The organism is Streptomyces sp. DI166 (genome assembly GCF_900091315.1).
Classification (GTDB): domain Bacteria; phylum Actinomycetota; class Actinomycetes; order Streptomycetales; family Streptomycetaceae; genus Streptomyces; species Streptomyces fuscus.
The window spans coordinates 14,980-40,423 of the sequence record NZ_FLSP01000040.1 but is presented as its reverse complement, the minus strand read 5'-3'; the positions used below and the strand labels follow the sequence as shown (position 1 = coordinate 40,423).

The following is a 25,444-nucleotide window of genomic DNA, read 5'->3' as shown; positions in this document are numbered from 1 at the left end:
CGCTCGCTCCGCTAGGTTCTGGGGGCCCGATCGGGACCCTCTGGCCCTCTGGAGCGTGGCCACGTGAGCAGCAACTCGCAGTACGGCACGTACACAGCGCCACCGGCGTACGGCGGCTACGACGCGCCCCCCGCGGATCTGCACAGCGCGGAGACGCTGGCGTACGGGCAGGTGTACGTGGACACGTACCGCCCGGCGTACGAGGAGGGGGCGTACGACGCGGGCGGCTGGAGCGCGCCGGAGGAGGGGGTGCTCGCTCCTGTTGCGCGCGCCGGAGCGGGGCGTCGGGGTGCGCGCCGCAGGAAGTCGCGGTACGCCGGGAGCGCGGACGGCTCCGTGCGCCGTCTGCTGCCGCAGGCGCTGGTCGTCGCCTTCCTCGCGGGCGGCACCACCGCCTTCGTCGCCAAGGACAAGGCGATCGAGCTCAGCATCGACGGCAAGCCGCGCACCCTGCACACCTTCGCCGACGACGTCGGTGAGCTGCTCGCCGAGGAGGGCGTGCGGGTGGGGGCGCACGACGTGGTCGCGCCCGCCCCCGGCGCCGAGCTGAGCAGCGGGGACGAGATCGAGGTGCGGTACGGGCGCCCGGTACGGCTCATGCTCGACGGCGAGCGCCACGAGGTGTGGACGACGGCGCGCACCGTGGAGGAGGCGCTGCGCCAGTGGGGCGTGCGCGCGGAGGGGGCGTACATCTCTGTCGCGCGCTCCCTGAAGATCGGGCGCGCCGGGCTCGCGCTGAACGTGCGCACCGAGCGCTCCGTGACCGTCATGGCGGACGGGCGCGCCCGCACCGTGCGCACCAACGCCGCGACCGTACGGCAGGCCGTCGAGGAGGCCGGGATCACCCTGCGCGGCGAGGACACCACCGCCGTCCCGCTCGACAGCTTCCCGCGCGACGGGCAGACGGTGACCGTGCTGCGGATCACCGGCACCCAGGAGGTCCGCGAGGAGGAGATCCCCTTCGACGTCCGGCGCACCGAGGACCCCTCGCTGTTCCGCGGGACCGAGGTCGTCGAGCGCGCCGGACATCCGGGCCTGCGCCGGATCACCTACTCCCTGCGCACGGTCAACGGTGTGCGGCAGAAGCCGCGCCGGATCAGGACCGAGCTGGTGCGCGAACCGCGCACCCAGGTGGTACGGGTCGGCACCAAGCCCATGCCGACCTCCGTGCGCGGCGCTGACCACCTGAACTGGCAGGCGCTCGCGACCTGCGAGTCGGGCGGGCGGGCCGACGCGGTGGACCCCTCGGGGACGTACGGCGGCCTGTACCAGTTCGACACCGGCACCTGGCGCAGCCTCGGCGGCAGCGGCCGCCCCCAGGACGCGCCGGCGTCCGAGCAGACGCTCCGCGCGAAGAAGCTGTATGTGCAGCGCGGCGCGAGCCCCTGGCCGCACTGCGGGGCGCGTTTGCAGGGGTGAGCGCGGGGCGCGTGATGTGTGCGCGGGGCGCGCGGCAGCGGGTGCGCGCGGGGAGTGCGGTGCGGGTGTGAGCGCCGGGCGCGCGTGATGCACCTCGCGCCCCCTCCCGTCACGCAGAGCGCACCCCGCGCCACACGGGCGCTGCTCCCCTCCCGCGGCACGCGGCACGCGACGCGCACCACGCCGCGCACGCGCCGCTCCCCTCCCGCGGCACGCGGCACGCGGCACGCGGCACGCGGCGCGTGGTACGCACCACGCGGCGCACGCCACCTCGCACGCCCCCCCACACCCGCCCCTACCCCGCCACCCCCGCGCAGGACGGACGCCCTTTCCCCGGCCCGTACCCTTGTCCCGTGAGCAGCAGCCCCGCCCCCGACGCCCTCCTGGGCCCCGCCGACATCCGTGAGCTCGCGGAAGTCCTCGGCGTACGGCCCACCAAGCAGCGCGGCCAGAACTTCGTGATCGACGCGAACACCGTGCGCCGTATCGTCCGTACCGCGGACGTGCGGCCCGACGACGTGGTCGTGGAGGTCGGCCCCGGGCTCGGCTCGCTCACGCTGGCGCTGCTGGAGGTGGCCGACCGGGTCACCGCAGTCGAGATCGACGACGTCCTCGCGGGCGCGCTGCCCGCCACCGTCGCCGCCCGGATGCCCGGGCGCGCCGACCGGTTCGCGCTGGTCCACTCCGACGCCATGCACGTCACCGAGCTGCCCGGCCCCGCCCCGACCGCGCTGGTGGCGAACCTGCCGTACAACGTCGCCGTCCCCGTGCTGCTGCACATGCTCGACACCTTCCCGAGCATCGAGCGCACCCTCGTCATGGTGCAGGCCGAGGTCGCCGACCGGCTGGCCGCGGCGCCCGGTTCGAAGGTGTACGGCGTGCCCTCGGTGAAGGCGAACTGGTACGCCGAGGTCAAGCGGGCCGGAGCCATCGGCCGCAACGTCTTCTGGCCGGCCCCGAACGTCGACAGCGGGCTGGTCTCCCTGGTCCGCAGGTCAGAGCCGCTGAAGACCACCGCCTCCAAGAAGGAGGTGTTCGCCGTCGTGGACGCCGCGTTCGCGCAGCGGCGCAAGACGCTCAGGGCCGCGCTCGCCGGATGGGCCGGTTCCGCGCCCGCGGCGGAGGCGGCGCTGGTCGCGGCCGGGGTCTCGCCGCAGGCGCGCGGGGAGTCGCTGACGGTGGAGGAGTTCGCGCGCATCGCCGAGCACAAGGAGTCCGGTCACCAGTGAGCGTCACCGTACGCGTCCCCGCCAAGGTCAACGTCCAGCTCGCGGTGGGCGCCGCGCGCCCCGACGGCTTCCACGACCTGGCCAACGTCTTCCTCGCGGTCGGCCTGTACGACGAGGTCACCGTCACCGCGCGGCAGCCCGGCAGCGGACCGCGCGTGACCTGCGAGGGCCCCGACGCCGCGCAGGTCCCGCTGGACGGCACCAACCTCGCCGTCCGGGCGGCCGAGGCGCTCGCCGCGCGCCACGGCATCAGCCCCGACGTGCACGTCCACATCGCCAAGGACATCCCCGTCGCGGGCGGTATGGCGGGCGGCAGCGCGGACGGCGCGGGCGCCCTGCTCGCCTGCGACGCGCTGTGGGGCACGCGCGCGTCCCGCGACGAACTGCTCGACATCTGCGCGGAGCTGGGCAGTGACGTGCCCTTCAGCCTGGTCGGCGGGGCCGCGCTCGGCACCGGGCGGGGTGAGAAGCTGCGCACGCTGGAGACCGGCGGGACCTTCCACTGGGTGTTCGCGATGGCCTCGCGCGGGCTGTCGACCCCGGCGGTGTTCCGTGAGTTCGACCGGCTCGCCGAGGGCCGGGACGTCCCGGAGCCGGTGGCCTCCCCGGACCTGCTGACGGCGCTCGCCAAGGGCGACGCGGACGCGCTCGCCGCGGCCGTCTCCAACGACCTCCAGCCCGCCGCGCTCTCCCTCTTCCCCGAACTCGCCGACACCCTCGCGGCGGGCCGCGCCGCGGGCGCCCTCGCGACCCTGGTCTCGGGCTCGGGCCCGACCACCGCCTTCCTCGTCCGGGACGCGGAGTCGGCGCGGAAGGTCGCCGAGACACTGCGCACCTCGGGCACCTGCAGGTCGGTACGGACGGCGTCGGGGCCGGTGGCGGGGGCGACGGTGCTCTGACGGCACCTCTGAAGAGCTTCTGAAGCCCTCCCTGAGGCTCTGAAGAGCTTCTGAAGCCCTCCCCTGAGGCGCCTCCGAACCCTCCTCCGAGGCCGTCCCTCCGAGGCCGTCCCCAAGACCGCTCCCCGCCCCCACCCCCGCAGGCCCTACGCTAGAAGGCTGACCGTCCCCCGTACGCAGGAGAGAAATGGCCGTCAATCTGGTCAATGTCGAGAACGTCAGCAAGGTGTACGGCACCCGTGCCCTGCTCGACGGTGTGTCGCTCGGCGTCTCGGAGGGGGACCGGATCGGGGTCGTCGGGCGCAACGGCGACGGCAAGACCACCCTGATCCGGATGCTGGCCAAGCTGGAGGAGGCGGACACCGGCCGGGTCACGCACTCCGGCGGGCTGCGCATCGGCGTGCTCACCCAGCACGACTCGCTCGACTCCGCCGCCACCGTGCGGCACGAGGTCATCCGGGACATGGCCGACCACGAGTGGGCGGGCAACGCCAAGATCCGGGACGTGCTGACCGGGCTCTTCGGCGGGCTGGACCTGCCGGGCTTCCCGCAGGGCCTGGACACCGTCATCGGGCCGCTCTCCGGCGGTGAGCGGCGCCGGATCGCGCTCGCCAAGCTGCTCATCGAGGAACAGGACCTGATCGTCCTCGACGAGCCCACCAACCACCTCGACGTCGAGGGCATCGCCTGGCTCGCCCAGCACCTGCGCGAGCGGCGCTCGGCGCTGGTGTGCGTGACCCACGACCGCTGGTTCCTCGACCAGGTCTGCACGCGCATGTGGGACGTGCAGCGCGGCGCCGTCTACGAGTACGAGGGCGGCTACTCCGACTACGTCTTCGCGCGGGCCGAACGGGAGCGGATCGCCGCCACCGAGGAGGCCAAGCGGCAGAACCTGGTCCGCAAGGAGCTGGCCTGGCTGCGCCGGGGCGCCCCCGCGCGGACGAGCAAGCCGCGCTTCCGGGTGGAGGCCGCCAACGAGCTGATCAAGGACGTGCCGCCGCCCCGGGACAGCAGCGAGCTGATGAAGTTCGCCTCCTCCCGGCTCGGCAAGACCGTGTTCGACCTGGAGGACGTGACCGTCCAGGCGGGCCCCAAGGTGCTGCTCAAGCACGTCACCTGGCAGCTCGGCCCCGGTGACCGCATCGGCCTGGTCGGGGTCAACGGCGCGGGCAAGACCTCGCTGCTGCGGGCCATGGCGGAGGCCGCCCGCAGCGAGGGCGAGACCCAGCCCGCGGGCGGGCGGATCGCGGTGGGCAGGACCGTGAAGCTCGCCTACCTCTCCCAGGAGGTCGCCGAACTCGACCCCACGTGGCGGGTGCTGGAGGCCGTGCAGCAGGTGCGCGAGCGCGTCGACCTCGGCAAGGGCCGCGAGATGACGGCCGGTCAGCTGTGCGAGACGTTCGGCTTCAACAAGGAGAAGCAGTGGACGCCGGTCGGCGACCTCTCCGGCGGTGAGCGCCGCCGCCTGCAGTTGCTGCGGCTGCTGATGGACGAGCCGAACGTCCTCTTCCTCGACGAGCCCACCAACGACCTCGACATCGAGACCCTCACCCAGTTGGAGGACCTCCTCGACGGCTGGCCCGGCTCGATGATCGTGATCTCCCACGACCGGTTCTTCGTCGAGCGGACCACGGACCGTGTCTTCGCCCTCCTGGGCGACGCCACCCTGCGGATGCTCCCGCGCGGGATCGACGAGTACCTGGAGCGCCGCCACCGGATGGAGGAGGCGGCCGCCGCCGCGTCCCCCGTGGTGGAGAAGGCCGCGCCCGAGAAGAGCGCCGCCGACCAGCGCGCCGCCAAGAAGGAGCTCCAGCGGATCGAACGGCAGCTCGACAAGGTCTCCGAGCGGGAGACCAAGCTCCACGCCCAAATCGCCGAAAACGCCACCGACTTCGCGAAGGTGGCGGAACTCGACGCCGAGCTGCGCGAGTTGGCCGGCCAGCGGGAGGAGCTGGAACTGCGCTGGCTGGAACTGGCCGAGGACGCGTAGTACTCCGGCCCGCCCCGCTCGCAAAGGTGCCGTGTGCGGGCGTGAAGGGCGGGTGAAGACGCGTAACGGCGGTATCACGGGCCGGTCGTCCCTTGGGAACAGGGGTTGACCGGCCCGCTGTGTTGTCGGTGCCGAGTGATAGAAAGAGCCGTCTGAGAACCGTCTGAGAACAATCGGGTGTGGCGGAAACGCAGCGCCACCGAGCGCGGCGCCACATCGGTCACCAAGGGGGAAACCGCTGATGAGCCAGCCGCCCAGCCAGCCGCCGAACGGAGGTTTCGGCGCGCCGCAGGACCCGCCGCCGCAGGGAGGGTTCGGCGCACCGCAGCCACCGCAGCAGCCGCCGGGCCAGGCCCCGCAGCCGCCCCAGGCACCCCCGACCCCGCCGACCGCCCCGCAGCCGGGCTACGGCTACCCGCAGCAGCCGCCCACCCCGGCGCCCGGCCCCTACGGCGCCCCGCAGCAGCCGGGCCCGTACAACCAGCCGGGGCCCCTACGGCACTCCGGCCCCCGGCCCGTACGGCCAGCCGCAGCAGCCCGGCCCCGTACACCCCAGCCCGGTTACGGCTACCCGCAGCAGCCGCAGTACCCCGGTGCCCCCACCCCGCCGCCCGGCGGCTCCCGCAACCCGTTCAAGGGCAAGCCCGCGGTCGTCATCGGTGCCGCCGTGGCGGCGCTGCTGGTCATCGGCGGCACCGTGTTCGCGGTGACCCGCGGTGACGACGACGGCGGAAAGAAGAAGAAGCCGGTCGCGCAGAAGACCGACGACGCCAAGCCCTCCGAGGACCCGGTCAACCCGGGCGACGGCAGCGGCAGCGGCGACGAGGACCCCGAGGACCTCAACGCGGGCCGCAAGGCCGGCGAGGCGAAGGTGCTCTGGTACAAGTCGGCGCCCGACGCGCCCGGTTCCGGCGCGGACGCGTACCCCGTGTGGATCACCGACAAGACGGCGGTGAAGGCCGCGTACAAGCAGGTCTTCGCCTACGACGTCGCCGACGGCACCCCGACCTGGGACCCGATCACCTTCCCGGAGAAGATCTGCGCGGTCACCCCGCAGAAGACGGCCGACGACAAGGTCGTCATCGCCTACATGAGCGGCTCCGGCGACCGCGCCGAGTGCAACCAGCTCCAGGAACTGGACCTGAGCACCGGCGAGAAGGGCTGGACCGGCGAGGTCGCCGACGGCGAGCTGTTCGACTCCACGCTCCAGATCGAGATGTCCATCACCGGCAAGACGCTGATGGTGGGCCGCTCGCAGTCCGGCACGGCGTACGACGTCACCAGCGGCAAGAAGCTGTGGGACAAGAAGAAGTACGGCGACGCCTGCTTCCCGGCCGCCTTCGCGGGCGGCGAGAAGCTGCTCGCGGTCTCCTCCTGTGGCGCGGGCGGCAGCAACGAGCACGACGAGGTCCAGGAGCTGGACCCGAGGACCGGCAAGGTCAACTGGACCTGGAAGCCCGACAAGGGCTGGCGCGTCGGCCGCGTCTACTCCATGAACCCGGTCGTGGTCTACAGCACCAACGAGGACAAGAACGCCTGGAACATCTCCACGCTCGGCTCCGGCGGCACCATCGCCTCGCAGGTCGACGTGGACGAGAAGTTCGCCCCCGAGTGCGGCTGGGCCATCCTCCAGCGCGACCTGCAGGGCTGCCAGGGCGTGGCCAGCGACGGCAAGAACCTCTACCTGCCCACCGACGCCACCACGGGCGCCAACGAGATCGTCGCGATCAGCCTGGCCACCGGCAAGGAGAAGTGGCGGGTGAAGTCCCCGGCCGACGAATCGATGATGCCGCTGCGCATGGACGGCGACAAGCTCATCGCCTACGTCAAGCCGTCCTGGGAGGCCGGCGGCCAGGTCGTGTCGATCCCGACCGCGGGCAGCAGCCACAAGCCCACCAAGCTCCTGCAGAACCCGGAGGGCACCGCGGACATCGAGGACGGCTTCTACTCCGGCACCTACGACTGGGTCGACGGCCGCTTCTACCTTTCCACCACGCGGCTGTCCGGCAACGACGAGGCGAAGGAGAAGCTGATGCTCGCCTTCGGCAAGTGAGCCCAGTGAGCCGCTGCCCGGCCCCGTCTGCATCGAGCCGTCGTCCCCTTCCCGAGGTACTCACACCATGACCACGCCCCCTCCGCCGCCGCCCAACCAGCCCCCGCAGGGGGGCGGTTTCGGTCCGCCGCAGGACGAACCGCAGCAGCCTGCCCAGCAGCCCGCGCAGCCCCCGGCCCAGCCGCCCGCGCAGCAGCCCGGCTTCGGCGCGCCCCAGCCGCCCGCCCAGCAGGGAGGTTTTCGGCGCGCCCCAGGCCCCGCAGACGCCCCCGCCCGCCCCGCCGCAGGGCGGCTTCGGCGCCCCCACGCCCCCGCAGCAGCCCGCGGCCCAGCCGCCCACGCCGCCGCAGGGCTACGGATACCCGCAGCCGCCGACCCCGCCGCAGGGGTACGGCTACCCGCAGACGCCCCCGCAGGGCTACGGCTACCCGGGCCAGCCCGGCCAGCCGCCGACCCCGGCGTACGGCCAGCAGCCCTACGGCTACCCGCAGCCGCCGACCATGCCGATGCAGCCGCAGCCCGGCACCGGCGGCGGCCGCAAGCTGAACTCGTCGGTGCTGATCATCGTGGCGGCCGTGGTCGCCATCGCCCTGATCGTCACCGGCGGCATCTGGTACGCGTCCTCCTCCGACGACGGCGGCAAGGACGACACCGCGAGCTCCAGCGGCGGCACCGGCGGCGACAAGGGAGGGGACAAGGGTGGCGACAGCGGTGGCGACACCGGCGGCCAGTCCACCAAGGCGACCGAGAAGGTGCCCTCCGACACCAACTCCAAGGTCCTCTTCCAGGTCCCGGCGCCCGAGGTCAAGGACGACCGGACCATCCCGACCGTCGGCTCGTGGGTGACGGACAAGGTGTACGCCAAGAGCGGCGTCGCCGAGGTCGTCGGCTACGACCTCGACAAGGGCACCAAGCTGTGGACGATCAAGCTCCCCGGCCCGGTCTGCCAGGGCAGCAACCACGCCACCGAGGACAACCGGACGGCGATCACCTTCCAGCCGAAGATGCCCACCAAGTCCCAGCCCTCGCACGGCTGCACCCAGGTCGCGGGCATCGACCTCGACACCGGTAAGAAGCTGTGGACCAAGACGGTCGAGAGCGGTACCCAGCCGATCAGCTTCGACAATGTCACGGTCAGCGGGAGCACGGTCGCGGTCGGCAGCACCAGCGGCGGCGCCGGCTTCGACATCGCCACCGGTGACCGGGTGTGGGCGCCGAAGGCCACGGACACCTGCTACGACGCCGGGTACGGCGGCGGTCCCAAGCTGGTGGCGGTGCGCAAGTGCGGTTCGTACGGCGAGCGCCAGCTGTCCATCCAGACCCTCGACTCGAAGTCCGGCAAGGTGATCTCGGAGTACAAGATGACCAAGGGCATCGAGTACGCCAGCGTGGTCTCCACCGAGCCGCTGGTCGTGGCCGCCGACGTCGGTGACTCGGCCGGGGACGGCAGCGGGATCTCGGACTTCTTCTCCATCGACAACAAGACCGGCAAGCTGCGCTCCCGTATCTCCGCGCCGGGCGAGCAGTTCAACGCCTCCTGCGACGGGATCACCAAGGTCGAGGAGTGCCGTCTGCTGGCCGTCGGCAACGACCGGCTCTACCTGCCGACCGAGAAGCACGACGGCAAGGGCGAGTACAGCGACACCAACGAGATCATCGCCTTCGACCTGGCCACGGGCAAGCAGACCGGCCAGCGGGCCGACGCGGGCGACGACTACGAGCTGTGCCCGCTGCGCATGGACGGCCCGAACCTGATCGCCTACAAGCGCGGCCCGTACGACAAGGGCGGGCAGGTCGTGTCCATCGACGGCGGCTCCTTCAAGGAGACGAAGCTGATGGAGAACCCGGCCACGGAGTCGGTGATGGACGTGGAGCGCAGCATGCTCCCCGACTACGCCGAGATCCTGTACACGAACGGCCGGCTGTTCATGTCCGACGTCTTCGCCAGTGAGCTCGGCTCCAGCGGCGAGGAGGAGTACCTGGTGATCGCGTTCGGCGCGAAGTAGCCGCTCGAACGCGCGTGTTCACGGCCCCGTCCCTGTTCAGGGGCGGGGCCTTTCACGTACCGCTCATCACCCTCGAATGAGAGGATTTTCGGCGATCCGGGGCAGTTCTCTCCAGTAGGGGGAGCGCAACGTCGAACAAGCGTGTAGCTTCCGGGGGCATCCACGGGGGAGTGTCTGTGGATGTGTGGGGATCCATTGGGGGGACTGGGGGGTTGCTCGATGGGAGTGCGGCTCATGGTGGTCGACGACCACCGATTGCTCGCCGAGGCACTGGCCTCGGCCCTGAAACTGAGGGGGCACAGGGTGCTGGCCGCGGCGGCACCGGCCGCGGGGGCGGCGGACCTGGTGATCAGCAGGGCGCCGGAGGTGTGCCTGCTGGGGACGGCGACACCGGCGGAGCCGGGGATGTTCGACCCGGTAGTGAAGATCAAGCGGGAGCGGCCCCAGGTGGCGGTGCTGGTCCTGGGGCCGGTGCCGAGTCCGAGGGGGATCGCGGCGGCGTTCGCGGCGGGGGCCTCCGGCTATGTCCGGCACGACGAGCGCATCGAGGGCGTGGAGCGCGCGATCATGAAGGCGCGGGCGGGTGAGGCGGCGGTCGCCCCGCAGCTGCTCCAGGGCGCCTTCAGCGAACTGCTCAACCCGGCGGCCCAGCCGGACGACGAGGGTCAGCGTCTGCTCCAGATGCTCACCCCGCGCGAGGTCGAGGTCCTGGTCCGGGTCGCCGACGGCGAGGACACCCGGCTGATCGCCGCGGGCATGGGCATCGCCCCGTCCACGGCCCGCACCCACGTCCAGCGGGTCCTGATGAAGCTGGGCGTCGGCTCCCGTCTGGAGGCCGCGGCCCTGGCCGCCCGTACGGGCCTGCTGGACCGGGCGGGGCCGCTGGAGAACCGGGGCCCCGAGCCCTCGTGAGAGCGACGGGGCCGGGCCCGAAGGGCCCGGCCCCGCCTCCCTGTCACTCGCCCGGCTTCTCCTCCGATTCCGCCGTCGGGGGAGGCGGGGGAGGGGTCGGGCGCAGTTTCAGCCAGACCAGGAAGAAGATGCCGAGCAGCAGCATGCCCAGGCCGGTCCAGAGGTTGATGTTGACGCCCTCGGCCTTGTCCAGGGTGGCGTCCGAGGGGTTGATCCCGGCGATCGTGACGATGACGCCGTAGACGACGAAGAGGCCGCCGATGATGCGGCGCAGGTCGAAGATGCGGGCCGCGGTGGCGGACTGCGCCTGTAGTTCCGTGACCTCGCGCTGGACGTCCTGCTCGGAGTATCCGTGGTGGTCGGACATGGTTCCTCCAATTCTCCCGCGCGGGGGTCAGAACGAGAACGGGATGTAGCAGGCGGCGGCGAGGACGATCGCGCCCCAGCCGAGCAGCGCGGGCCGGCGGTACCAGGCGTCGTCGCCCTCGGCGGGGGGTTCGCTCATGCCGGGCGAGCGGGTGCCGTAGACCAGGCCCTGGAGTTCCTCCGCGGGCTTGGGCGCGGTGAACAGCGAGACGGCGAACATCACCACCGCGCCCGCGACGAAGCCGACGATCGCGGAGACGAAGTTGGCGCCCTGGTCGGTGGGGATGTCGATGATCTCCTGCTTGTAGATCCAGAAGTAGTTGACCATTGCCGCGACCGTGCCCGCGAGCAGGCCCCAGAACCCGGACACCGCGGACGCCCGCTTCCAGAACATGCCGATGATGAAGACGACGAACATCGGCACGTTGAAGAAGGAGAACAGGGTCTGGAGGTAGGCCATGATGTTGGAGAAGGACGAGGCCAGGAACGCCGTGCCCACCGAGGCGCACACCCCGATCACGGTGATCAGCCGGCCGAAGCGGACGTAGTACGCGTCCGGCCGCCCCCTGACCGCGTACCGCGCCCAGATGTCGTTGGTGAACACGGTGTTGAAGGACGACACGTTCGCCGCCATGCCCGCCATGAAGGCCGCCAGCAGGCCCGTCACCGCGATGCCGAGCACGCCGTTGGGCAGCAACTGCTCCATCAGGTACGGGATGGCGTCGTTGTACTGGTAGCCCGACTCCTCGGTGCCGAAGCCCGGGATCAGGGCCGCCGCGGCGAGGCCCGGCAGCATCACCAGGAAGACGATGAAGATCTTCGGGTACGCGGCGATCAGCGGCGTGCGCTGGGCGGCGCTGAGGTTCTTCGCCGACAGCGCGCGCTGCACCTCGGCGAAGTTCGTCGTCCAGTAGCCGAAGCTCAGCACGAAGCCGAGGCCCAGGACGATGGTCAGCCAGTTGGCGCCGAGCGGGTTGTCGCTGCCGATGCCGGTGCCGCCCCAGGCGGTGGTGAAGTCGGCGCCGTGCGTCTCGGTGAGCTTGTCCGACAGGCCGTCCCAGCCGCCGACCTTCTTCATGCTCAGCGTGACGAGCGGGATCAGGGCCGCGAGGATCACGAAGAACTGCAGCACCTCGTTGTAGATCGCCGAGGACAGACCGCCCAGGGTGATGTACGCCAGCACGAAGGCCCCGGCCACCACGATCGCCACCCACTGCGGCCAGCCCAGCAGCGCCTCCACGACGATGGCGAGCGCGTACAGGTTGACCCCGGAGATCAGGATCGCCGCGAAGGCGAACAGCAGCGAACTGAGCAGATGTGCCCATTTGTCGAAGCGCAGCAGCAGCATCTCGGGGACCGAGCGCACCTTCGACGAGTAGTAGAACGGCATCATCACCAGGCCCAGGAAGACCATCGCCGGGATGGCGCCGATCCAGTACCAGTGCACGGTGTAGACGCCGTACTGCGCGCTGTTGGCGGCCATGCCGAGGATCTCGGTGGCGGCCAGGTTGGCGGAGATGAACGCGAGGCCGGTGATCCAGGCCGGCAGCGAGCGTCCGGAGAGGAAGAAGTCGAGGCTGGTCTTGACCGAGGCGCGGGCGGCGAAGCCGATGCCCAGCACGACGACGAAGTAGATGCCGAGGATCGTGTAGTCGAGCCAGTTCGTGGGGAGCCGTAGCTCGGCAGCGGCGAGTGTGGCAGGAAACGCACCGTTTGTGGGGCTTTGCATCCCGACATTGAACCCTTCCGTCGTTCAACTTTGTTTGATTCCGGCGTTGACGCGACTGTCGAGTTATGATTACTTGTGTTTGTTTCTGTTCGGGTGCGGGAATTCATGGTGGGGAAAAGGAGTCCGGTGGTGAAGAAGACCTCGACCCGGCTGGCCGACGGTCGCGAGCTGATCTACTACGACCTGCGCGACGACGGCGTACGGGACGCGGTGGACCGCCGGCCCCTGGAGCCGACCGTGACCACCTCCGAGATCCGCCGCGACCCGCTGCTCGGCGACTCGGTCGCCATCGCCTCGCACCGCCAGGGCCGCACCTACCACCCCCCGGCCGACGAGTGCCCGCTGTGCCCCAGCGAGGGCGAACGGCTGAGCGAGATCCCGGACTCCTCCTACGACGTGGTGGTCTTCGAGAACCGCTTCCCCTCCCTGGCCGGCGACTCCGGGCGCTGCGAGGTGGTCTGCTTCACCTCCGACCACCACGCCTCCTTCGCCGACCTCACCGAGGAACAGGCCCGGCTGGTCCTGGACGCCTGGACCGACCGCACCGCGGAGCTGTCCCATCTGCCCTCCGTGGAGCAGGTGTTCTGCTTCGAGAACCGCGGCGCCGAGATCGGCGTGACCCTCGGCCACCCGCACGGGCAGATCTACGCGTACCCCTTCACCACGCCCCGTACCGCCCTGATGCTGCGCCAGGTAGCCCGGCACAAGGAGGCGACCGGCGGGGAGAACATCTTCGACGCCGTCCTGGAGCGTGAACTCGCCGACGAGCGGGTCGTCCTGACGAGTGAACACTGGGTCGCCTTCGTGCCGTACACCGCGCACTGGCCGTACGAGGTCCACCTGTATCCGCGCCGCCGTGTGCCGGACCTGCTGGCGCTCGACGAGGCCGCGCGCTCAGAGTTCCCCCAGGTTTATCTGGAACTCTTGAGGCGCTTCGACCGGATCTTCGGTGAGGGCGAGCCTCCGACGCCGTACATTGCCGCTTGGCACCAGGCGCCGTTCGGGGCGCTGGAGGAGTTCGAGGGCGTGGTCCGCGAGGACTTCGCGCTGCACCTTGAGCTTTTCACCATCCGCCGCACCCGCGGCAAGCTGAAGTTCCTCGCGGGTTCGGAATCCGGCATGAGCGTGTTCATCAACGACGTGCCGCCGGAGCGGGCGGCCGCGCGACTGCGAGAGGTAGCGAGTTCATGAAGTACCTGGTGACGGGCGGTGCGGGGTACGTCGGCAGTGTGGTCGCCCAGCATCTGCTGGAGGCGGGCCACGAGGTCACCGTGCTGGACAACCTCTCCACCGGCTTCCGCGCGGGCGTCCCCGCGGGCGCCGCCTTCGTTGAGGGCGACATCCGCGACGCCGCCAAGTGGCTCGACGACTCCTACGACGCCGTACTGCACTTCGCCGCCTCCTCGCAGGTCGGCGAGTCGGTCGTCAAGCCCGAGAAGTACTGGGAGAACAACGTCGGCGGCTCCATGGCCCTGATCGGCGTCATGCGCGCGGCGGGCGTGCGCAGGCTGGTGTTCTCCTCCACGGCCGCCACCTACGGCGAGCCCGAACAGGTCCCCATCGTGGAGAGCGCGCGCACCGAGCCCACCAACCCCTACGGCGCCACCAAGCTCGCCGTCGACCACATGATCACCAGCGAGGCGACCGCCCACGGCCTGGCCGCGGTCTCGCTGCGCTACTTCAACGTGGCCGGTGCCTACGGCGCGTTCGGCGAGCGCCACGACCCCGAGTCGCACCTGATCCCGCTGGTCCTCCAGGTCGCGCAGGGCCGCCGCGAGGCCGTCTCGATCTTCGGCGACGACTACCCGACACCGGACGGCACCTGCGTACGCGACTACATCCACGTCGCCGACCTCGCCGAGGCCCACCTGCTGGCCCTGGGGGCCGCGCAGCCCGGCGAGCACCTGATCTGCAACCTCGGCAACGGCAGCGGCTTCTCCGTGCGCGAGGTCGTCGAGACGGCCCGTCAGGTCACCGGGCACCCGATCCCCGCCGTCGTGGCCCCCCGCCGGGGCGGCGACCCCGCGGTCCTGGTGGCGTCCGCCGCCGCGGCCCGCGAAAGGCTCGGCTGGAACCCGTCGCGCGCCGACCTCAAGGGGATCGTCGCGGACGCCTGGGAGTTCGCACAGAAGACCGCGGAGGAGGAGTAGTGGGGGAGCAGGTGCGCGACGGTTTCGCCGAGCTGTACGGGACCGCGCCCGAAGGAGTCTGGTCGGCGCCGGGCCGCGTCAACCTCATCGGTGAGCACACCGACTACAACGACGGCTTCGTGATGCCCTTCGCGCTGCCGCACACCGCCGTCGCCGCCGTCTCCCGGCGCGCCGACGGCGTTCTGCGCCTGCACTCGGCGGACGTCGACGGCGGCGTGGTGGAGCTGCGGCTCGACGACCTCGTGCCCGGCACCGACCGCACCTGGACGGCGTACCCGGCCGGAGTGGTCTGGGCGCTGCGCGAGGCCGGGCACCCGGTCACCGGCGCCGACGTCCACCTCGCCTCCACGGTCCCGGCGGGTGCCGGCCTGTCCTCCTCCGCCGCCCTGGAGGTCGTCGTCGCCCTGGCGTTGAACGACCTGTACGAACTTGGCCTGCCCCGCTGGAAGCTGGCCCGGCTGTGCCAGCGCGCCGAGAACGTCTACGTCGGCGCCCCCACCGGGATCATGGACCAGACCGCCTCCGCCTGCTGCGAGGAGGGCCACGCGCTCTTCCTCGACACCCGGGACCTGTCCCAGCGGCAGATCCCCTTCGACCTCGCCGCCGAGGGCATGCGCCTGCTGGTCGTCGACACCCGGGTCAAGCACTCGCACAGCGAGGGCGAGTACGGCAAGCGCCGCGCGGGCTGCGAACGCGGCGCGGCGCTGCTGGGCGTGGACGCGCTGCGGGACGTGCCCTACGGCGAACTGGACGCGGCCCTGGCACGGCTCGGGGACGACGAGGAGGCGGTGCGCCTGGTCCGGCACGTCGTCACCGAGGACGAGCGGGTGGAGAAGGTCGTCGAACTGCTCCGGGCGGGCGACCCGCGGGCCATCGGGCCGGTGCTGGTGGCGGGCCACGCCTCGCTGCGCGACGACTTCCGGATCTCCTGCCCCGAACTGGACCTGGTCGTCGACACCGCGCTCGCCACCGGCGCCCTGGGCGCCCGGATGACCGGCGGCGGCTTCGGCGGCTCGGCGATCGTGCTGGCCGAGGCGGCGGACGTGGACACCGTCACCAAGGCGGTCCAGGAGGCCTTCGCCGCCGCCGGGTTCACCGCCCCGCGCGTCTTCGAGGCGGTCCCCGCCGCGGGCGCCCGGCGCCTCAGCTGAACCGCTTGGTCAGGGTGTACTCCGTGATCCCCGGCGGATAGTCGGGGATCACGCACACCACCTCGTACCCGTGCTGCTTGTAGAACTCCGGCGCCTGGAAGTCCCACGTCTCCAGGCGTACGGCGGCACAGCCCCGCTCCTCGCGGGCCACCCGCTCCGCCTCGTCGAGCAGCCGTGAACCGAGCCCCGCACCTCGGTGGCGCACGTCGACCCACAGATAGGTCACATGGAGCCAGCCCGCCCAGGTGTGCCCGACCAGCCCGCCGGCCAGTTCGCCCGAGTCGTCCAGCAGCCACACATGCAGCGGAACCTCGCGTTCGGCCGGGGTTCCGCGCAGCGCGCTGATCACCGGCGAGGCCGCGGTGTTGGTCTCCCGCAGCCGCGCACGAAGAAGATCGCGCCGCTCTTTGTCGACTTCTGTCTCCATTCGGAACATGCGGCTCACCATAAACGCGGGAACGGGCCAGTTCTGCAAATTGCCTTCCGCTCCCGCCCCCCGCCCGTACTCTGATGAACAGCGCCGGTGGGGGCCGGTGCTGATCAGGGGGCGAGACAGTCGGGTACGACGCCCGCGGTGGGGGTACCAGTTTCTGCACGGCGGCGGCCGTGTGGCTGCGCCAAACCGTGGGCGTCGTGCCTGCGCCTGTCGTCGTTCTCCGGACCAGTGGGGGTTTCAGTGGTTCGCATCCGAGTCCTGGTCGTCGACGACCACCGCATCTTCGCCGAGTCGCTCGCCGCCGCGCTGGCCGCCGAGCCCGACGTCGACGTCTCCGCCGCGGGCAGCGGCCCGGCCGCCCTGCGCAGCCTGGAGCGCGCGGCCGCCGAGGGGCGCCGCTACGACGTGCTGCTCGTGGACGCCGACCTGGGCGGCACGATGCCCGGCCTCAGGCCCGCCGTGCCGGTCCAGGAGGTGGGGGAGGACGGTCTGGTCGACGGCATCTCCCTCGTCGCCGGGGTGCGCTCGGCACAGCCCGGGGTGCGGATCGTGGTGCTCGCCGAGAAGGACGACCCGCGGCGCGCGGCACTCGCGCTCCAGGCGGGAGCCTCCGGCTGGGTCGCCAAGGACTGCTCGCTGTCGCGGCTGCTGAGCGTCATCCGGGGCGTGCTGCGCGATGAGACGCATCTGCCGCCCGCCCTGCTCACGGGCGTCCTGCGCGAACTGACGGCCGCGCGCAAGCACCGCACCGAGAGCGAACGGCTCGTGGAGTCCCTGACCCCGCGCGAGCGCGAGGTCCTGCGGTGCATGGTGGCGGGCCTGGGGCGCAAGGCGGTCGCCGAGCGCCTGTATCTGTCCCCGCACACCGTCCGTACGCATATGCAGAACGTGCTGGGCAAACTCGGCGTCCACTCCACCCTGGCCGCGGTGGCGCTCGCGCGCCGGGCGGGGGTGGGGCCGGTGGACCTGGCGAACGACGTGGTGGAGCGCGGGGGACAGCAGCTGGCGTAGGCGCGCCGCCCCCGGTCAGCCGGGGATGTTGTCGAAGGGTGCGGTCAGTTGCCGCAGCAGCCCGGCCAGTTCGCCGCGCTGGGCGCGGGACAGTTCGGAGAGGATCGCGCGCTCCTGCTCCAGCAGTCCGGCCAGTGCCTGGTCCGCGCGGTCGCGGCCCTCGTCGGTGAGCCGCACCAGCACCCCGCGCCGGTCACTGGGGTCGGGGAGACGCTCCACCAGGCCCTTTTTGGTCAGCCGGTCGATGCGGTTGGTCATCGTGCCGGAGGTGACCAGGGTCTGCGTCAGCAACTGCCCGGGGGAGAGCTGGTACGGAGCCCCCGCGCGGCGCAGCGCGGTGAGCACGTCGAACTCCCAGGGCTCCAGGGCGTGCTCGGAGAACGCCAGCCGGCGCGCGCGGTCCAGGTGCCGGGCCAGCCTGCTGACACGGCTCAGCACCTCCAGCGGCTCCACGTCGAGGTCGGGGCGTTCCCGACGCCACGCCGCGACCAGCCGATCGACCTCGTCCTCCATGACGATCAGTGTAGTGGTTGTGTCGACGTGAAGTCTCTTGATGTCGAGCATCTTGATATCGAGCTAAATCTGGGGGAAGGTGGCTGTCATGACGACCCCCATCTGGGACCCCGCCCAGTACCTCCGGCACGCGGATCACCGGGCCCGTCCCTTCACGGACCTGCTGGCCCGCGTCGGCGAACCGCCCGGCGACCGGCCCCGCGTGGCCGACCTCGGCTGCGGCCCGGGCAATGTCACCGCCCTGCTCGCCGAGCGCTGGCCCACCGCGGAGATCACCGGCTACGACAACTCCGAGGAGATGCTCGCCAAGGCCCGCGCGGACCACGGCGGCGAGCGGCTCCGCTTCGCCCACGCGGACGTACGGACCTGGGTGCCCGAACGGCCGTACGACCTGATCGTCAGCAACGCGACCCTGCAGTGGGTGCCCGGGCACGTGGAGCGGTTCGGGGTCTGGGTGGACGGGCTGGTGCCCGGCGGCACCCTCGCCTTCCAGGTGCCGGGGAACTTCGACTCCCCGAGCCACCGTCTGATGCGCGAGATCGCGGGCTCCGCGCGCTGGCGCGACCGCCTCTCCGGCGCCCTGCGCCACGACGGCGCCATCCGCACACCGCAGGAGTACCTGGCCGAGCTGACCGGCCTCGGCTGCGAGGCGGACGTGTGGGAGACGACGTACGTCCATCTGCTCCCCGGCGAGGACCCGGTCCTGGACTGGGTCAAGGGAACGGGCCTGCGCCCCGTCCTCACAGCACTGGCGGACGACCCGGAGGCCCGGGACGCCTTCGTCGAGGAGTACCGCACCGCCCTGCGCGCGGCGTACCCCGCCGGACCGCACGGCACGCCCTTCCCCTTCCGCCGCGTCTTCGCCGTGGCCCGCCGAAAGGAGACCTGATGCTGCACTCGGTCGACCACGTCCAACTGGCAGCCCCGCCCGGCTCCGAGGACGCACTGCGCGCGTACTACGTCGGCGTCCTGGGCATGACCGAGCTACCGAAGCCCCCGGTCCTGGCGGCCCGCGGCGGCTGCTGGTTCGAGTCGGGCACCGTCCAACTCCACCTGGGCATCGACCAGAACTTCCACCCCGCCCGCAAGGCCCACCCGGGCCTGCGCGTAACGGACATCGAGACGTACGCGGCCCGCCTGGAGGCCAGGGGCGCAAAGGTGACCTGGGACGACAACCTGCCGGGCCACAAGCGCTTCTACTCGGAGGACCCGGTCGGGAACAGAATCGAGTTCCTGGAGCGCCTCTCCAGCCAGCCCGGCCATCCCAGCCCGTCCGGCGTTTGAGGACGAGGCCCGTTCAGGGCCGAAGGGGGGTCTGGGGGCGCAGCCCCCAGGGACGGGACGGGAAGGGGCGGCGGGGGCGAGAAACCAAAGGCGCCGCCCCCGTCGGCGCGCCCTGCCCTACGCCTTACGCCGCCCTATGAGGTGCGGCTTCGCCTCCAGCCCGTCCAGCCCGTGCCACGCCAGGTTCACCAGATGCGCCGCCACCTCCGCCTTCTTCGGGCGGCGTACGTCCAGCCACCACTGCCCGGTCAGCGCGACCATCCCGACCAGCGCCTGCGCGTACAGCGGCGCGAGCTTGGGATCGAAGCCCCGGCTCTTGAACTCGCGCCCCAGGATGTCCTCCACCTGGGTGGCGATGTCGGAGATCAGCGAGGCGAAGGACCCCGTCGACTGCGGGATCGGCGAGTCACGGACCAGGATGCGGAACCCGTCCGTGTACTCCTCGATGTAGTCCAGAAGAGCGAACGCCGCCTGCTCGCACAGTTCACGCGGATGCCCGGCCGTCAGCGACCCGGTCACCATGTCCAGCAGCCGCCGCATCTCACGGTCCACGACCACCGCGTACAGCCCCTCCTTGCCGCCGAAGTGCTCGTACACCACCGGCTTGGAGACCCCGGCCTTCGCCGCGATCTCCTCCACCGACGTGCCCTCGAACCCCTTCGCGGCGAAGAGGGTGCGACCGATCTCCAGTAGCTGCTGACGGCGCTCCGCACCGGTCATCCGGGTGCGGCGCGCACGCCGCGGTTTGTCGTTGCCCTGGGTACTGCTGGAGTCGGTCGCCACGGCGTCAATCATGCCGCCTTTGCGGCCTTGGCCCGGCGTCGGGAGCCTTCTTCCTCGGTGACACGGCGGGAATCGATACGCGAGCGTGACGGCCAGCGCACGTCATAAGCCCAGCCCGCCAGCTCGAACCAGCGGATCAGGCGCGCGCTCGAATCGAGCTGCCCGCGCATCACCCCGTGCCGCGCCGATGTCGGGTCGGCGTGGTGCAGGTTGTGCCAGGACTCGCCGCAGGACAGCACCGCCAGCCACCACACGTTGCCCGAGCGGTCACGCGACTTGAAGGGCCGCTTGCCGACCGCGTGGCAGATGGAGTTGATCGACCAGGTCACGTGGTGCAGCAGCGCCACCCGCACCAGCGAGCCCCAGAAGAAGCCGGTGAAGGCGCCCCACCAGGACCAGGTCACCAGACCGCCGATCAGCGCGGGCAGCGCCAGCGACAGTACGGTCCACAGCACGAACTGCCGGGAGATCGCCCGCAGTGCCGGGTCCTTGATCAGATCCGGCGCGTACTTGTCCTGCGGGGTCTGCTCCTCGTCGAACATCCAGCCGATGTGCGCCCACCACAGGCCCTTCAGCAGCGCCGGAAGGGTCTCGCCGTAGCGCCACGGCGAATGCGGGTCGCCCTCGGCGTCGGAGAACTTGTGGTGCTTGCGGTGGTCGGCGACCCAGCGGACCAGGGGCCCCTCGACCGCCATCGACCCGGCGATCGCCAGCGCGATCTTCAGGGGCCGCTTCGCCTTGAAGGAACCGTGGGTGAAGTGCCGGTGGAAACCGATCGTGATGCCGTGGCAGCCCAGGTAGTAGAAGAAGACCAGCAGGCCGAGGTCGAGCCAGCTCACTCCCCAGCCCCAGGCCAGCGGCACCGCGGCCAGCAGCGCGAGGAACGGGACGGTGATGAACAGCAGCAGCGCGATCTGCTCGATCGACCGCTTCTGCTCCCCGCCGAGCGTGGCGGAGGCGGTCGTGGTGTCGTCGTTCGCCTGCGGGGCGTCTTCGATCACATCGGAGCTCGTGGTCATGGGCGTCCCCTGTGGGGTCGAGGGTGGTGAGACAAATGCCGGACGGCCGCGGGAACCGCCTTCCGGTCGGGGTGCAACGGTCCCTACGGTTCCGTAACCTACGGCGTCGTAAGTATGGCAGCGCGTCGCCTGGCGGCAAGAGCCCGTGAGACAGCGCGTCCACCTCGGCACCTATCCTTGTGTCGGTCGGACAGCGCGGTCCGCTCTGATTTCTTCCCGGATGTCCGGACCGTATGCGGCGAGCCGCCGCGCGTGACGGGCCTTCGGGTTCCCTCCAGACGAGCTTCAACACTGCAAGGAGCCGCACCTGTGAGCAGTGCCGACGACCTGACTACCAGCACCACGTCGAGCAGCAGTGAGCTGCGCGCCGACATCAGGCGCCTGGGTGATCTCCTTGGCGAGACCCTCGTCCGGCAGGAGGGTCCAGAACTCCTCGACCTCGTCGAGAGGGTCCGCCGACTCACGCGCGAGGACGGCGAGGCCGCCGCCGAGCTGCTGCGCGGCACCGAGCTCGACACCGCGGCCAAGCTGGTGCGGGCCTTCTCCACCTACTTCCACCTCGCCAACGTCACCGAGCAGGTGCACCGCGGACGCGAGCTGCGCGCCAGGCGCGCCGCCGAGGGCGGTCTGCTCGCCCGTACGGCCGACCGGCTCAAGGACGCCGACCCCGAGCACCTGCGCCAGACGGTCGAGCACCTCAACGTCCGCCCGGTCTTCACCGCGCACCCCACCGAGGCCGCGCGCCGGTCGGTACTGAACAAGCTCCGGCGTATCGCGGCGCTGCTGGAGACCCCGGTCATCGAGTCCGACCGGCGGCGCCACGACACCCGTCTGGCGGAGAACATCGACCTCGTCTGGCAGACCGACGAACTGCGCGTGGTCCGTCCGGAGCCCGCGGACGAGGCGCGCAACGCGATCTACTACCTCGACGAGCTGCACGCCGGTGCCGTCGGCGACGTCCTGGAGGACCTGACGGCCGAGCTGGAGCGGGTCGGGGTCAAGCTCCCCGACGACACCCGCCCGCTCACCTTCGGCACCTGGATCGGCGGCGACCGCGACGGCAACCCCAACGTCACCCCGCAGGTCACCTGGGACGTGCTGATCCTCCAGCACGAGCACGGCATCAACGACGCGCTGGAGATGATCGACGAGCTGCGCGGCTTCCTGTCGAACTCCATCCGCTACACCGGCGCCACCCAGGAGCTGCTGGACTCCCTGCAGCAGGACCTGGAGCGCCTGCCGGAGATCAGCCCCCGCTACAAGCGGCTGAACGCCGAGGAGCCCTACCGGCTCAAGGCCACCTGCATCCGGCAGAAGCTGGAGAACACCAAGACGCGCCTGGCCAAGGGCATCCCGCACGAGGAGGGCCGCGACTACCTCGGCACCTCCGAGCTGCTGCACGACCTGACGCTGATCCAGACCTCGCTGCGCGAGCACCGCGGCGGCCTGTTCGCCGACGGCCGGATGAACCGCACCATCCGCACGCTGTCCGCCTTCGGCCTGCAGCTCGCCACGATGGACGTCCGTGAGCACGCCGACGCCCACCACCACGCCCTCGGCCAGCTGTTCGACCGGCTCGGCGAGGAGTCCTGGCGGTACGCGGACATGCCGCGTGAGTACCGGGCCAAGCTGCTCGCCAAGGAACTGCGCTCGCGCCGTCCGCTGGCCCCGAGCCCGGCGCCGGTGGACGCGGCGGGCGAGAAGACCCTCGGCGTCTTCCAGACGATCAAGCGGGCCCTTGAGGTGTTCGGGCCCGAGGTGATCGAGTCGTACATCATCTCCATGTGCCAGGGCGCCGACGACGTGTTCGCCGCGGCCGTGCTGGCGCGCGAGGCGGGCCTGATCGACCTGCACGCCGGCTGGGCCAGGATCGGCATCGTGCCGCTGCTGGAGACCACCGACGAGCTCAAGGCCGCCGACACGATCCTGGAGGACATGCTCGCCGACCCCTCCTACCGGCGGCTGGTCGCCCTGCGCGGCGACGTCCAGGAGGTCATGCTCGGTTACTCCGACTCCTCCAAGTTCGGCGGCATCACCACCTCGCAGTGGGAGATCCACCGCGCCCAGCGCCGGCTGCGCGACGTGGCGCACCGCTACGGCGTACGGCTGCGGCTCTTCCACGGCCGCGGCGGCACCGTCGGCCGCGGCGGCGGCCCCTCGCACGACGCGATCCTCGCCCAGCCCTGGGGCACCCTGGAGGGCGAGATCAAGGTGACCGAGCAGGGCGAGGTCATCTCCGACAAGTACTTGGTGCCGTCGCTGGCCCGGGAGAACCTGGAGCTGACCGTCGCGGCCACGCTCCAGGCGTCCGCCCTGCACACCGCCCCGCGCCAGTCGGGCGAGGCGCTGGCCCGCTGGGACGCGGCGATGGACGTGGTCTCCGACGCCGCGCACGCCGCGTACCGCAGGTTCGTCGAGGACCCGGACCTGCCGACGTACTTCCTCGCCTCGACCCCGGTGGACCAGCTCGCCGAACTGCACCTCGGCTCGCGGCCCTCCCGCCGCCCCGGCTCGGGCGTCTCCCTCGACGGCCTGCGCGCCATCCCGTGGGTGTTCGGCTGGACCCAGTCGCGGCAGATCGTGCCGGGCTGGTTCGGCGTGGGCTCCGGGCTGAAGGCGCTGCGCGAGGCGGGCCTGGACACGGTCCTGGAGGAGATGCACGAGCAGTGGCACTTCTTCCGCAACTTCATCTCCAACGTGGAGATGACGCTCGCGAAGACGGACCTGCGCATCGCCCAGCACTACGTCGACACCCTCGTCCCCGACGAGCTCAAGCACGTGTTCGACACCATCAAGGCCGAGCACGAGCTGACCGTGCGCGAGGTGCTGAAGGTGACGGGCGAGGCGGAGCTGCTGGACGCGACCCCGGTGCTGAAGCAGACGTTCAGCATCCGGGACGCCTACCTGGACCCGATCTCCTACCTCCAGGTGGCCCTGCTCAAGCGCCAGCGTGACGCGGCCGCCGCGGGCGAGGAGCCGGACCCGCTGCTCTCCCGCGCGCTGCTGCTCACGGTGAACGGCGTCGCGGCCGGCCTGCGCAACACCGGCTGACCCGCACCGGAACCGCGAAGGGCGCTCCCTGCCGGGGGGCGCCCTTCGCCGTACGTCAGGCCTTGCGACGCCGGTACAGCAGGAAGCCGCCCGCGGCCACCAGCACGGCGGCGACCGCGCTCAGCAGGCCCACCGGGGCACCGCTGCCGGTCTCGGCGAGATCGCCGCCGGGCTTGTCGCCCTGGGGCGAGGGTGCCGAGGAGGGCTGCGCGTCCTCGGAGGAGCCGGTGCTCGGCTCGGGGCCGGGCTCCGTGCTCGTGCTCGGCTCCGTGCTCGGTTCGGTACCGCCCGCCGGGCTCGACGGGGAGGCGGACGAGCCGTTGTCGCCGTCGTCCCCGGAGTCCTCGCAGTCCGTCCAGAACACCTTGTGCTTGGCCGAGCCGTGCTCGCCGTCGAAGTTCCAGAACAGCTTGTAGTGGCCGTCCGGCAGCGTCATGTCCTCGGTGCGGCCGTGGCCGTCGGTGTCCAGGACCAGCTCGCCGGACTTCACGGTCTCGCCCTTGGCGCCGGCCGTCGGGGCCCAGGACTCGATGTGCCAGCCGACCCGCTGTCCGCCGTCGAAGCCGAAGGCGTCCAGGTAGAAGGCGCACACGTGGGGCTCGTTGTGGCGGAGCTCCTCGTCGGTCGTGGCATCGTGGATCTTCACGGTGCCGTTGTCGCCGTGCGGTGTGGCGTGGGCGGTGGGGGCGAGGAACAGCGCCGCCGCCGCGGCGGCGGAGACGGCGCAGGCGCGGGTGAGGGTAGGCATGGGGCAGTCCCATCTTCGTGACACGAACGGGAAGATGTGGAGGGGGCGGCTCAGCTTCCGGCCGCCGCCGACTCCGGGTCAATCACGAACAGGGAACACTCGGTTTCTTCACAGGGTTACGGCCGACGCCTCACATCGTCACGAACGCGCCCGTGATCAGGGCTACCCCGGTGCCGGCCATCGCCCAGGCCGGCCGGGCCCGGCGCAGGCCGCCGGCGACCACGACCGCGGCGAGGAGCAGGGCGCCGCCGAAGGGGACCCAGGCGTAGAGGATTCCGGCCGGGCCGGAGCGTACGACGTGGCTGGAGCCGGGCTTGACGACGACCGAGTAGGTCAGGCCCTCGCGCACCGACGCGGTGTGGGCGATGACGACCTTTTGGCGGGGCTGCGAGCCGCGCGAGACGGGGGTGTAGGGGCCGGTGCAGACGTCCTCGGCGCAGCGCGCCACGCGCACCGTGCCGCTTTCGCGCCCCTTGGTGAGCATCACGTGCTGAGCGGTGCCCCAGGACGCCCACACGCCCGCGATCAGGATCAGCGCCGCGAGCGTGCCCATCGCCGCCGCGCGCCCGAACCGCAGCGCGGAGACGGCGCCCCGGCTGGAGATGACGGCACTTGGCATGGCCGCGATCCTTGGCCATTGCCTTGCCGAAAGTCAATCCGAGGCCGGTCGGGAACTCCGGGACCCCTTCCAACTT

Annotated in this window: 20 protein-coding genes and 2 pseudogenes; 14 read left to right on the top strand and 8 right to left on the bottom strand. The window is 71.4% G+C overall.

Features of this window, described 5'->3' with window-relative positions:
- Positions 1 to 63 precede the first annotated feature (63 nt).
- The 7 genes and pseudogenes from GA0115233_RS20450 to GA0115233_RS20420 all read left to right on the top strand — a co-directional run bounded on the left by GA0115233_RS20450 (position 64) and on the right by GA0115233_RS20420 (position 10,508).
- Positions 64 to 1,419, top strand: coding sequence for a resuscitation-promoting factor (locus GA0115233_RS20450; RefSeq protein WP_093721708.1), 1,356 nt, complete (start codon positions 64 to 66; stop codon positions 1,417 to 1,419).
- 353 nt (positions 1,420 to 1,772) lie between these two features.
- Positions 1,773 to 2,648 carry a 16S rRNA (adenine(1518)-N(6)/adenine(1519)-N(6))-dimethyltransferase RsmA gene (rsmA, locus tag GA0115233_RS20445; protein ID WP_093721707.1) on the top strand — a complete coding sequence of 292 codons (876 nt, stop codon included), beginning with the start codon at positions 1,773 to 1,775 and terminating at the stop codon, positions 2,646 to 2,648.
- Positions 2,645 to 3,547 (top strand): 4-(cytidine 5'-diphospho)-2-C-methyl-D-erythritol kinase, encoded by a 903-nt coding sequence (locus GA0115233_RS20440; RefSeq protein ID WP_093721706.1) that lies wholly within the window; start codon positions 2,645 to 2,647, stop codon positions 3,545 to 3,547. The genes rsmA and GA0115233_RS20440 overlap by 4 nt, the downstream gene beginning before the upstream one ends.
- A gap of 187 nt (positions 3,548 to 3,734) precedes the next feature.
- A complete protein-coding gene (locus tag GA0115233_RS20435) occupies positions 3,735 to 5,537 on the top strand; it encodes an ABC-F family ATP-binding cassette domain-containing protein (RefSeq protein ID WP_093721705.1) in 1,803 nt (600 codons plus the stop codon).
- Positions 5,538 to 5,778: 241 nt separating this feature from the next.
- Positions 5,779 to 7,590, top strand: a pseudogene (locus GA0115233_RS20430) (PQQ-binding-like beta-propeller repeat protein).
- Positions 7,591 to 7,657: 67 nt separating this feature from the next.
- A pseudogene (locus GA0115233_RS20425) lies at positions 7,658 to 9,596 on the top strand (PQQ-binding-like beta-propeller repeat protein).
- 219 nt (positions 9,597 to 9,815) lie between these two features.
- Positions 9,816 to 10,508, top strand: coding sequence for a helix-turn-helix transcriptional regulator (locus GA0115233_RS20420; protein ID WP_093721703.1), 693 nt, complete (start codon positions 9,816 to 9,818; stop codon positions 10,506 to 10,508).
- 43 nt (positions 10,509 to 10,551) lie between these two features.
- Here GA0115233_RS20420 and GA0115233_RS20415 read toward each other — a convergent pair whose 3' ends face one another.
- Positions 10,552 to 10,875, bottom strand: coding sequence for a hypothetical protein (locus tag GA0115233_RS20415; RefSeq protein WP_093721702.1), 324 nt, complete (start codon positions 10,873 to 10,875; stop codon positions 10,552 to 10,554).
- Between the two features lie 27 nt (positions 10,876 to 10,902).
- Positions 10,903 to 12,603 (bottom strand): sodium:solute symporter family protein, encoded by a 1,701-nt coding sequence (locus GA0115233_RS20410; RefSeq protein WP_093721701.1) that lies wholly within the window; start codon positions 12,601 to 12,603, stop codon positions 10,903 to 10,905.
- Positions 12,604 to 12,732: 129 nt separating this feature from the next.
- Between GA0115233_RS20410 and galT the strand changes: the two genes are divergently transcribed.
- Genes galT through galK form a run of 3 tightly spaced genes read left to right on the top strand, consistent with a single transcriptional unit; the run spans position 12,733 to position 15,904 of the window.
- Positions 12,733 to 13,794, top strand: a complete 1,062-nt coding sequence (gene galT / locus GA0115233_RS20405) for a galactose-1-phosphate uridylyltransferase (protein WP_093721737.1) — start codon at positions 12,733 to 12,735, stop codon at positions 13,792 to 13,794.
- Positions 13,791 to 14,753, top strand: coding sequence for a UDP-glucose 4-epimerase GalE (gene galE / locus GA0115233_RS20400; RefSeq protein WP_093721700.1), 963 nt, complete (start codon positions 13,791 to 13,793; stop codon positions 14,751 to 14,753). The genes galT and galE overlap by 4 nt, the downstream gene beginning before the upstream one ends.
- On the top strand, positions 14,753 to 15,904 hold the full coding sequence (gene galK, locus GA0115233_RS20395; protein ID WP_093721699.1) for a galactokinase: 1,152 nt from the start codon (positions 14,753 to 14,755) through the stop codon (positions 15,902 to 15,904). The genes galE and galK overlap by 1 nt, the downstream gene beginning before the upstream one ends.
- Here the strand turns inward: galK and GA0115233_RS20390 are convergent.
- Positions 15,897 to 16,352 (bottom strand): GNAT family N-acetyltransferase, encoded by a 456-nt coding sequence (locus tag GA0115233_RS20390; RefSeq protein WP_093721698.1) that lies wholly within the window; start codon positions 16,350 to 16,352, stop codon positions 15,897 to 15,899. The two genes, galK and GA0115233_RS20390, sit on opposite strands and share 8 nt — an antisense overlap.
- Positions 16,353 to 16,580: 228 nt before the next feature.
- Between GA0115233_RS20390 and GA0115233_RS20385 the strand changes: the two genes are divergently transcribed.
- Positions 16,581 to 17,351 carry a LuxR C-terminal-related transcriptional regulator gene (locus tag GA0115233_RS20385; RefSeq protein WP_093721697.1) on the top strand — a complete coding sequence of 257 codons (771 nt, stop codon included), beginning with the start codon at positions 16,581 to 16,583 and terminating at the stop codon, positions 17,349 to 17,351.
- A 15-nt stretch (positions 17,352 to 17,366) separates the two neighbouring features.
- On the opposite strand, the gene tamR is transcribed toward GA0115233_RS20385, so the two are convergent.
- Positions 17,367 to 17,864 carry a MarR family transcriptional regulator TamR gene (gene tamR / locus GA0115233_RS20380; RefSeq protein WP_093721736.1) on the bottom strand — a complete coding sequence of 166 codons (498 nt, stop codon included), beginning with the start codon at positions 17,862 to 17,864 and terminating at the stop codon, positions 17,367 to 17,369.
- Positions 17,865 to 17,952: 88 nt separating this feature from the next.
- Here tamR and GA0115233_RS20375 point away from each other — a divergent pair, with 88 nt between their 5' ends.
- A complete protein-coding gene (locus tag GA0115233_RS20375) occupies positions 17,953 to 18,753 on the top strand; it encodes a trans-aconitate 2-methyltransferase (RefSeq protein ID WP_093721696.1) in 801 nt (266 codons plus the stop codon).
- Entirely contained in the window at positions 18,753 to 19,148 is a 396-nt protein-coding gene (locus GA0115233_RS20370) for a VOC family protein (RefSeq protein ID WP_093721695.1), read from the top strand. Before GA0115233_RS20375 ends, GA0115233_RS20370 begins: the two co-directional genes overlap by 1 nt.
- A 117-nt stretch (positions 19,149 to 19,265) precedes the next feature.
- Here the strand turns inward: GA0115233_RS20370 and GA0115233_RS20365 are convergent, their stop codons facing one another.
- Both GA0115233_RS20365 and GA0115233_RS20360 read right to left on the bottom strand, forming a co-directional pair.
- Complete coding sequence (locus GA0115233_RS20365; RefSeq protein WP_093721694.1) at positions 19,266 to 19,943, bottom strand: TetR/AcrR family transcriptional regulator; 678 nt, start codon at positions 19,941 to 19,943, stop codon at positions 19,266 to 19,268.
- Positions 19,940 to 20,950, bottom strand: coding sequence for an acyl-CoA desaturase (locus GA0115233_RS20360; protein ID WP_093721693.1), 1,011 nt, complete (start codon positions 20,948 to 20,950; stop codon positions 19,940 to 19,942). Before GA0115233_RS20360 ends, GA0115233_RS20365 begins: the two co-directional genes overlap by 4 nt.
- Positions 20,951 to 21,259: 309 nt before the next feature.
- Between GA0115233_RS20360 and ppc the strand changes: the two genes are divergently transcribed.
- Positions 21,260 to 24,001, top strand: coding sequence for a phosphoenolpyruvate carboxylase (gene ppc, locus GA0115233_RS20355; RefSeq protein WP_093721692.1), 2,742 nt, complete (start codon positions 21,260 to 21,262; stop codon positions 23,999 to 24,001).
- Between the two features lie 55 nt (positions 24,002 to 24,056).
- Here ppc and GA0115233_RS20350 read toward each other — a convergent pair whose 3' ends face one another.
- Positions 24,057 to 24,749, bottom strand: a complete 693-nt coding sequence (locus GA0115233_RS20350) for an LPXTG cell wall anchor domain-containing protein (protein WP_093721691.1) — start codon at positions 24,747 to 24,749, stop codon at positions 24,057 to 24,059.
- A 130-nt stretch (positions 24,750 to 24,879) separates the two neighbouring features.
- A complete protein-coding gene (locus tag GA0115233_RS20345) occupies positions 24,880 to 25,368 on the bottom strand; it encodes a hypothetical protein (protein WP_093721690.1) in 489 nt (162 codons plus the stop codon).
- Positions 25,369 to 25,444 lie beyond the last annotated feature (76 nt).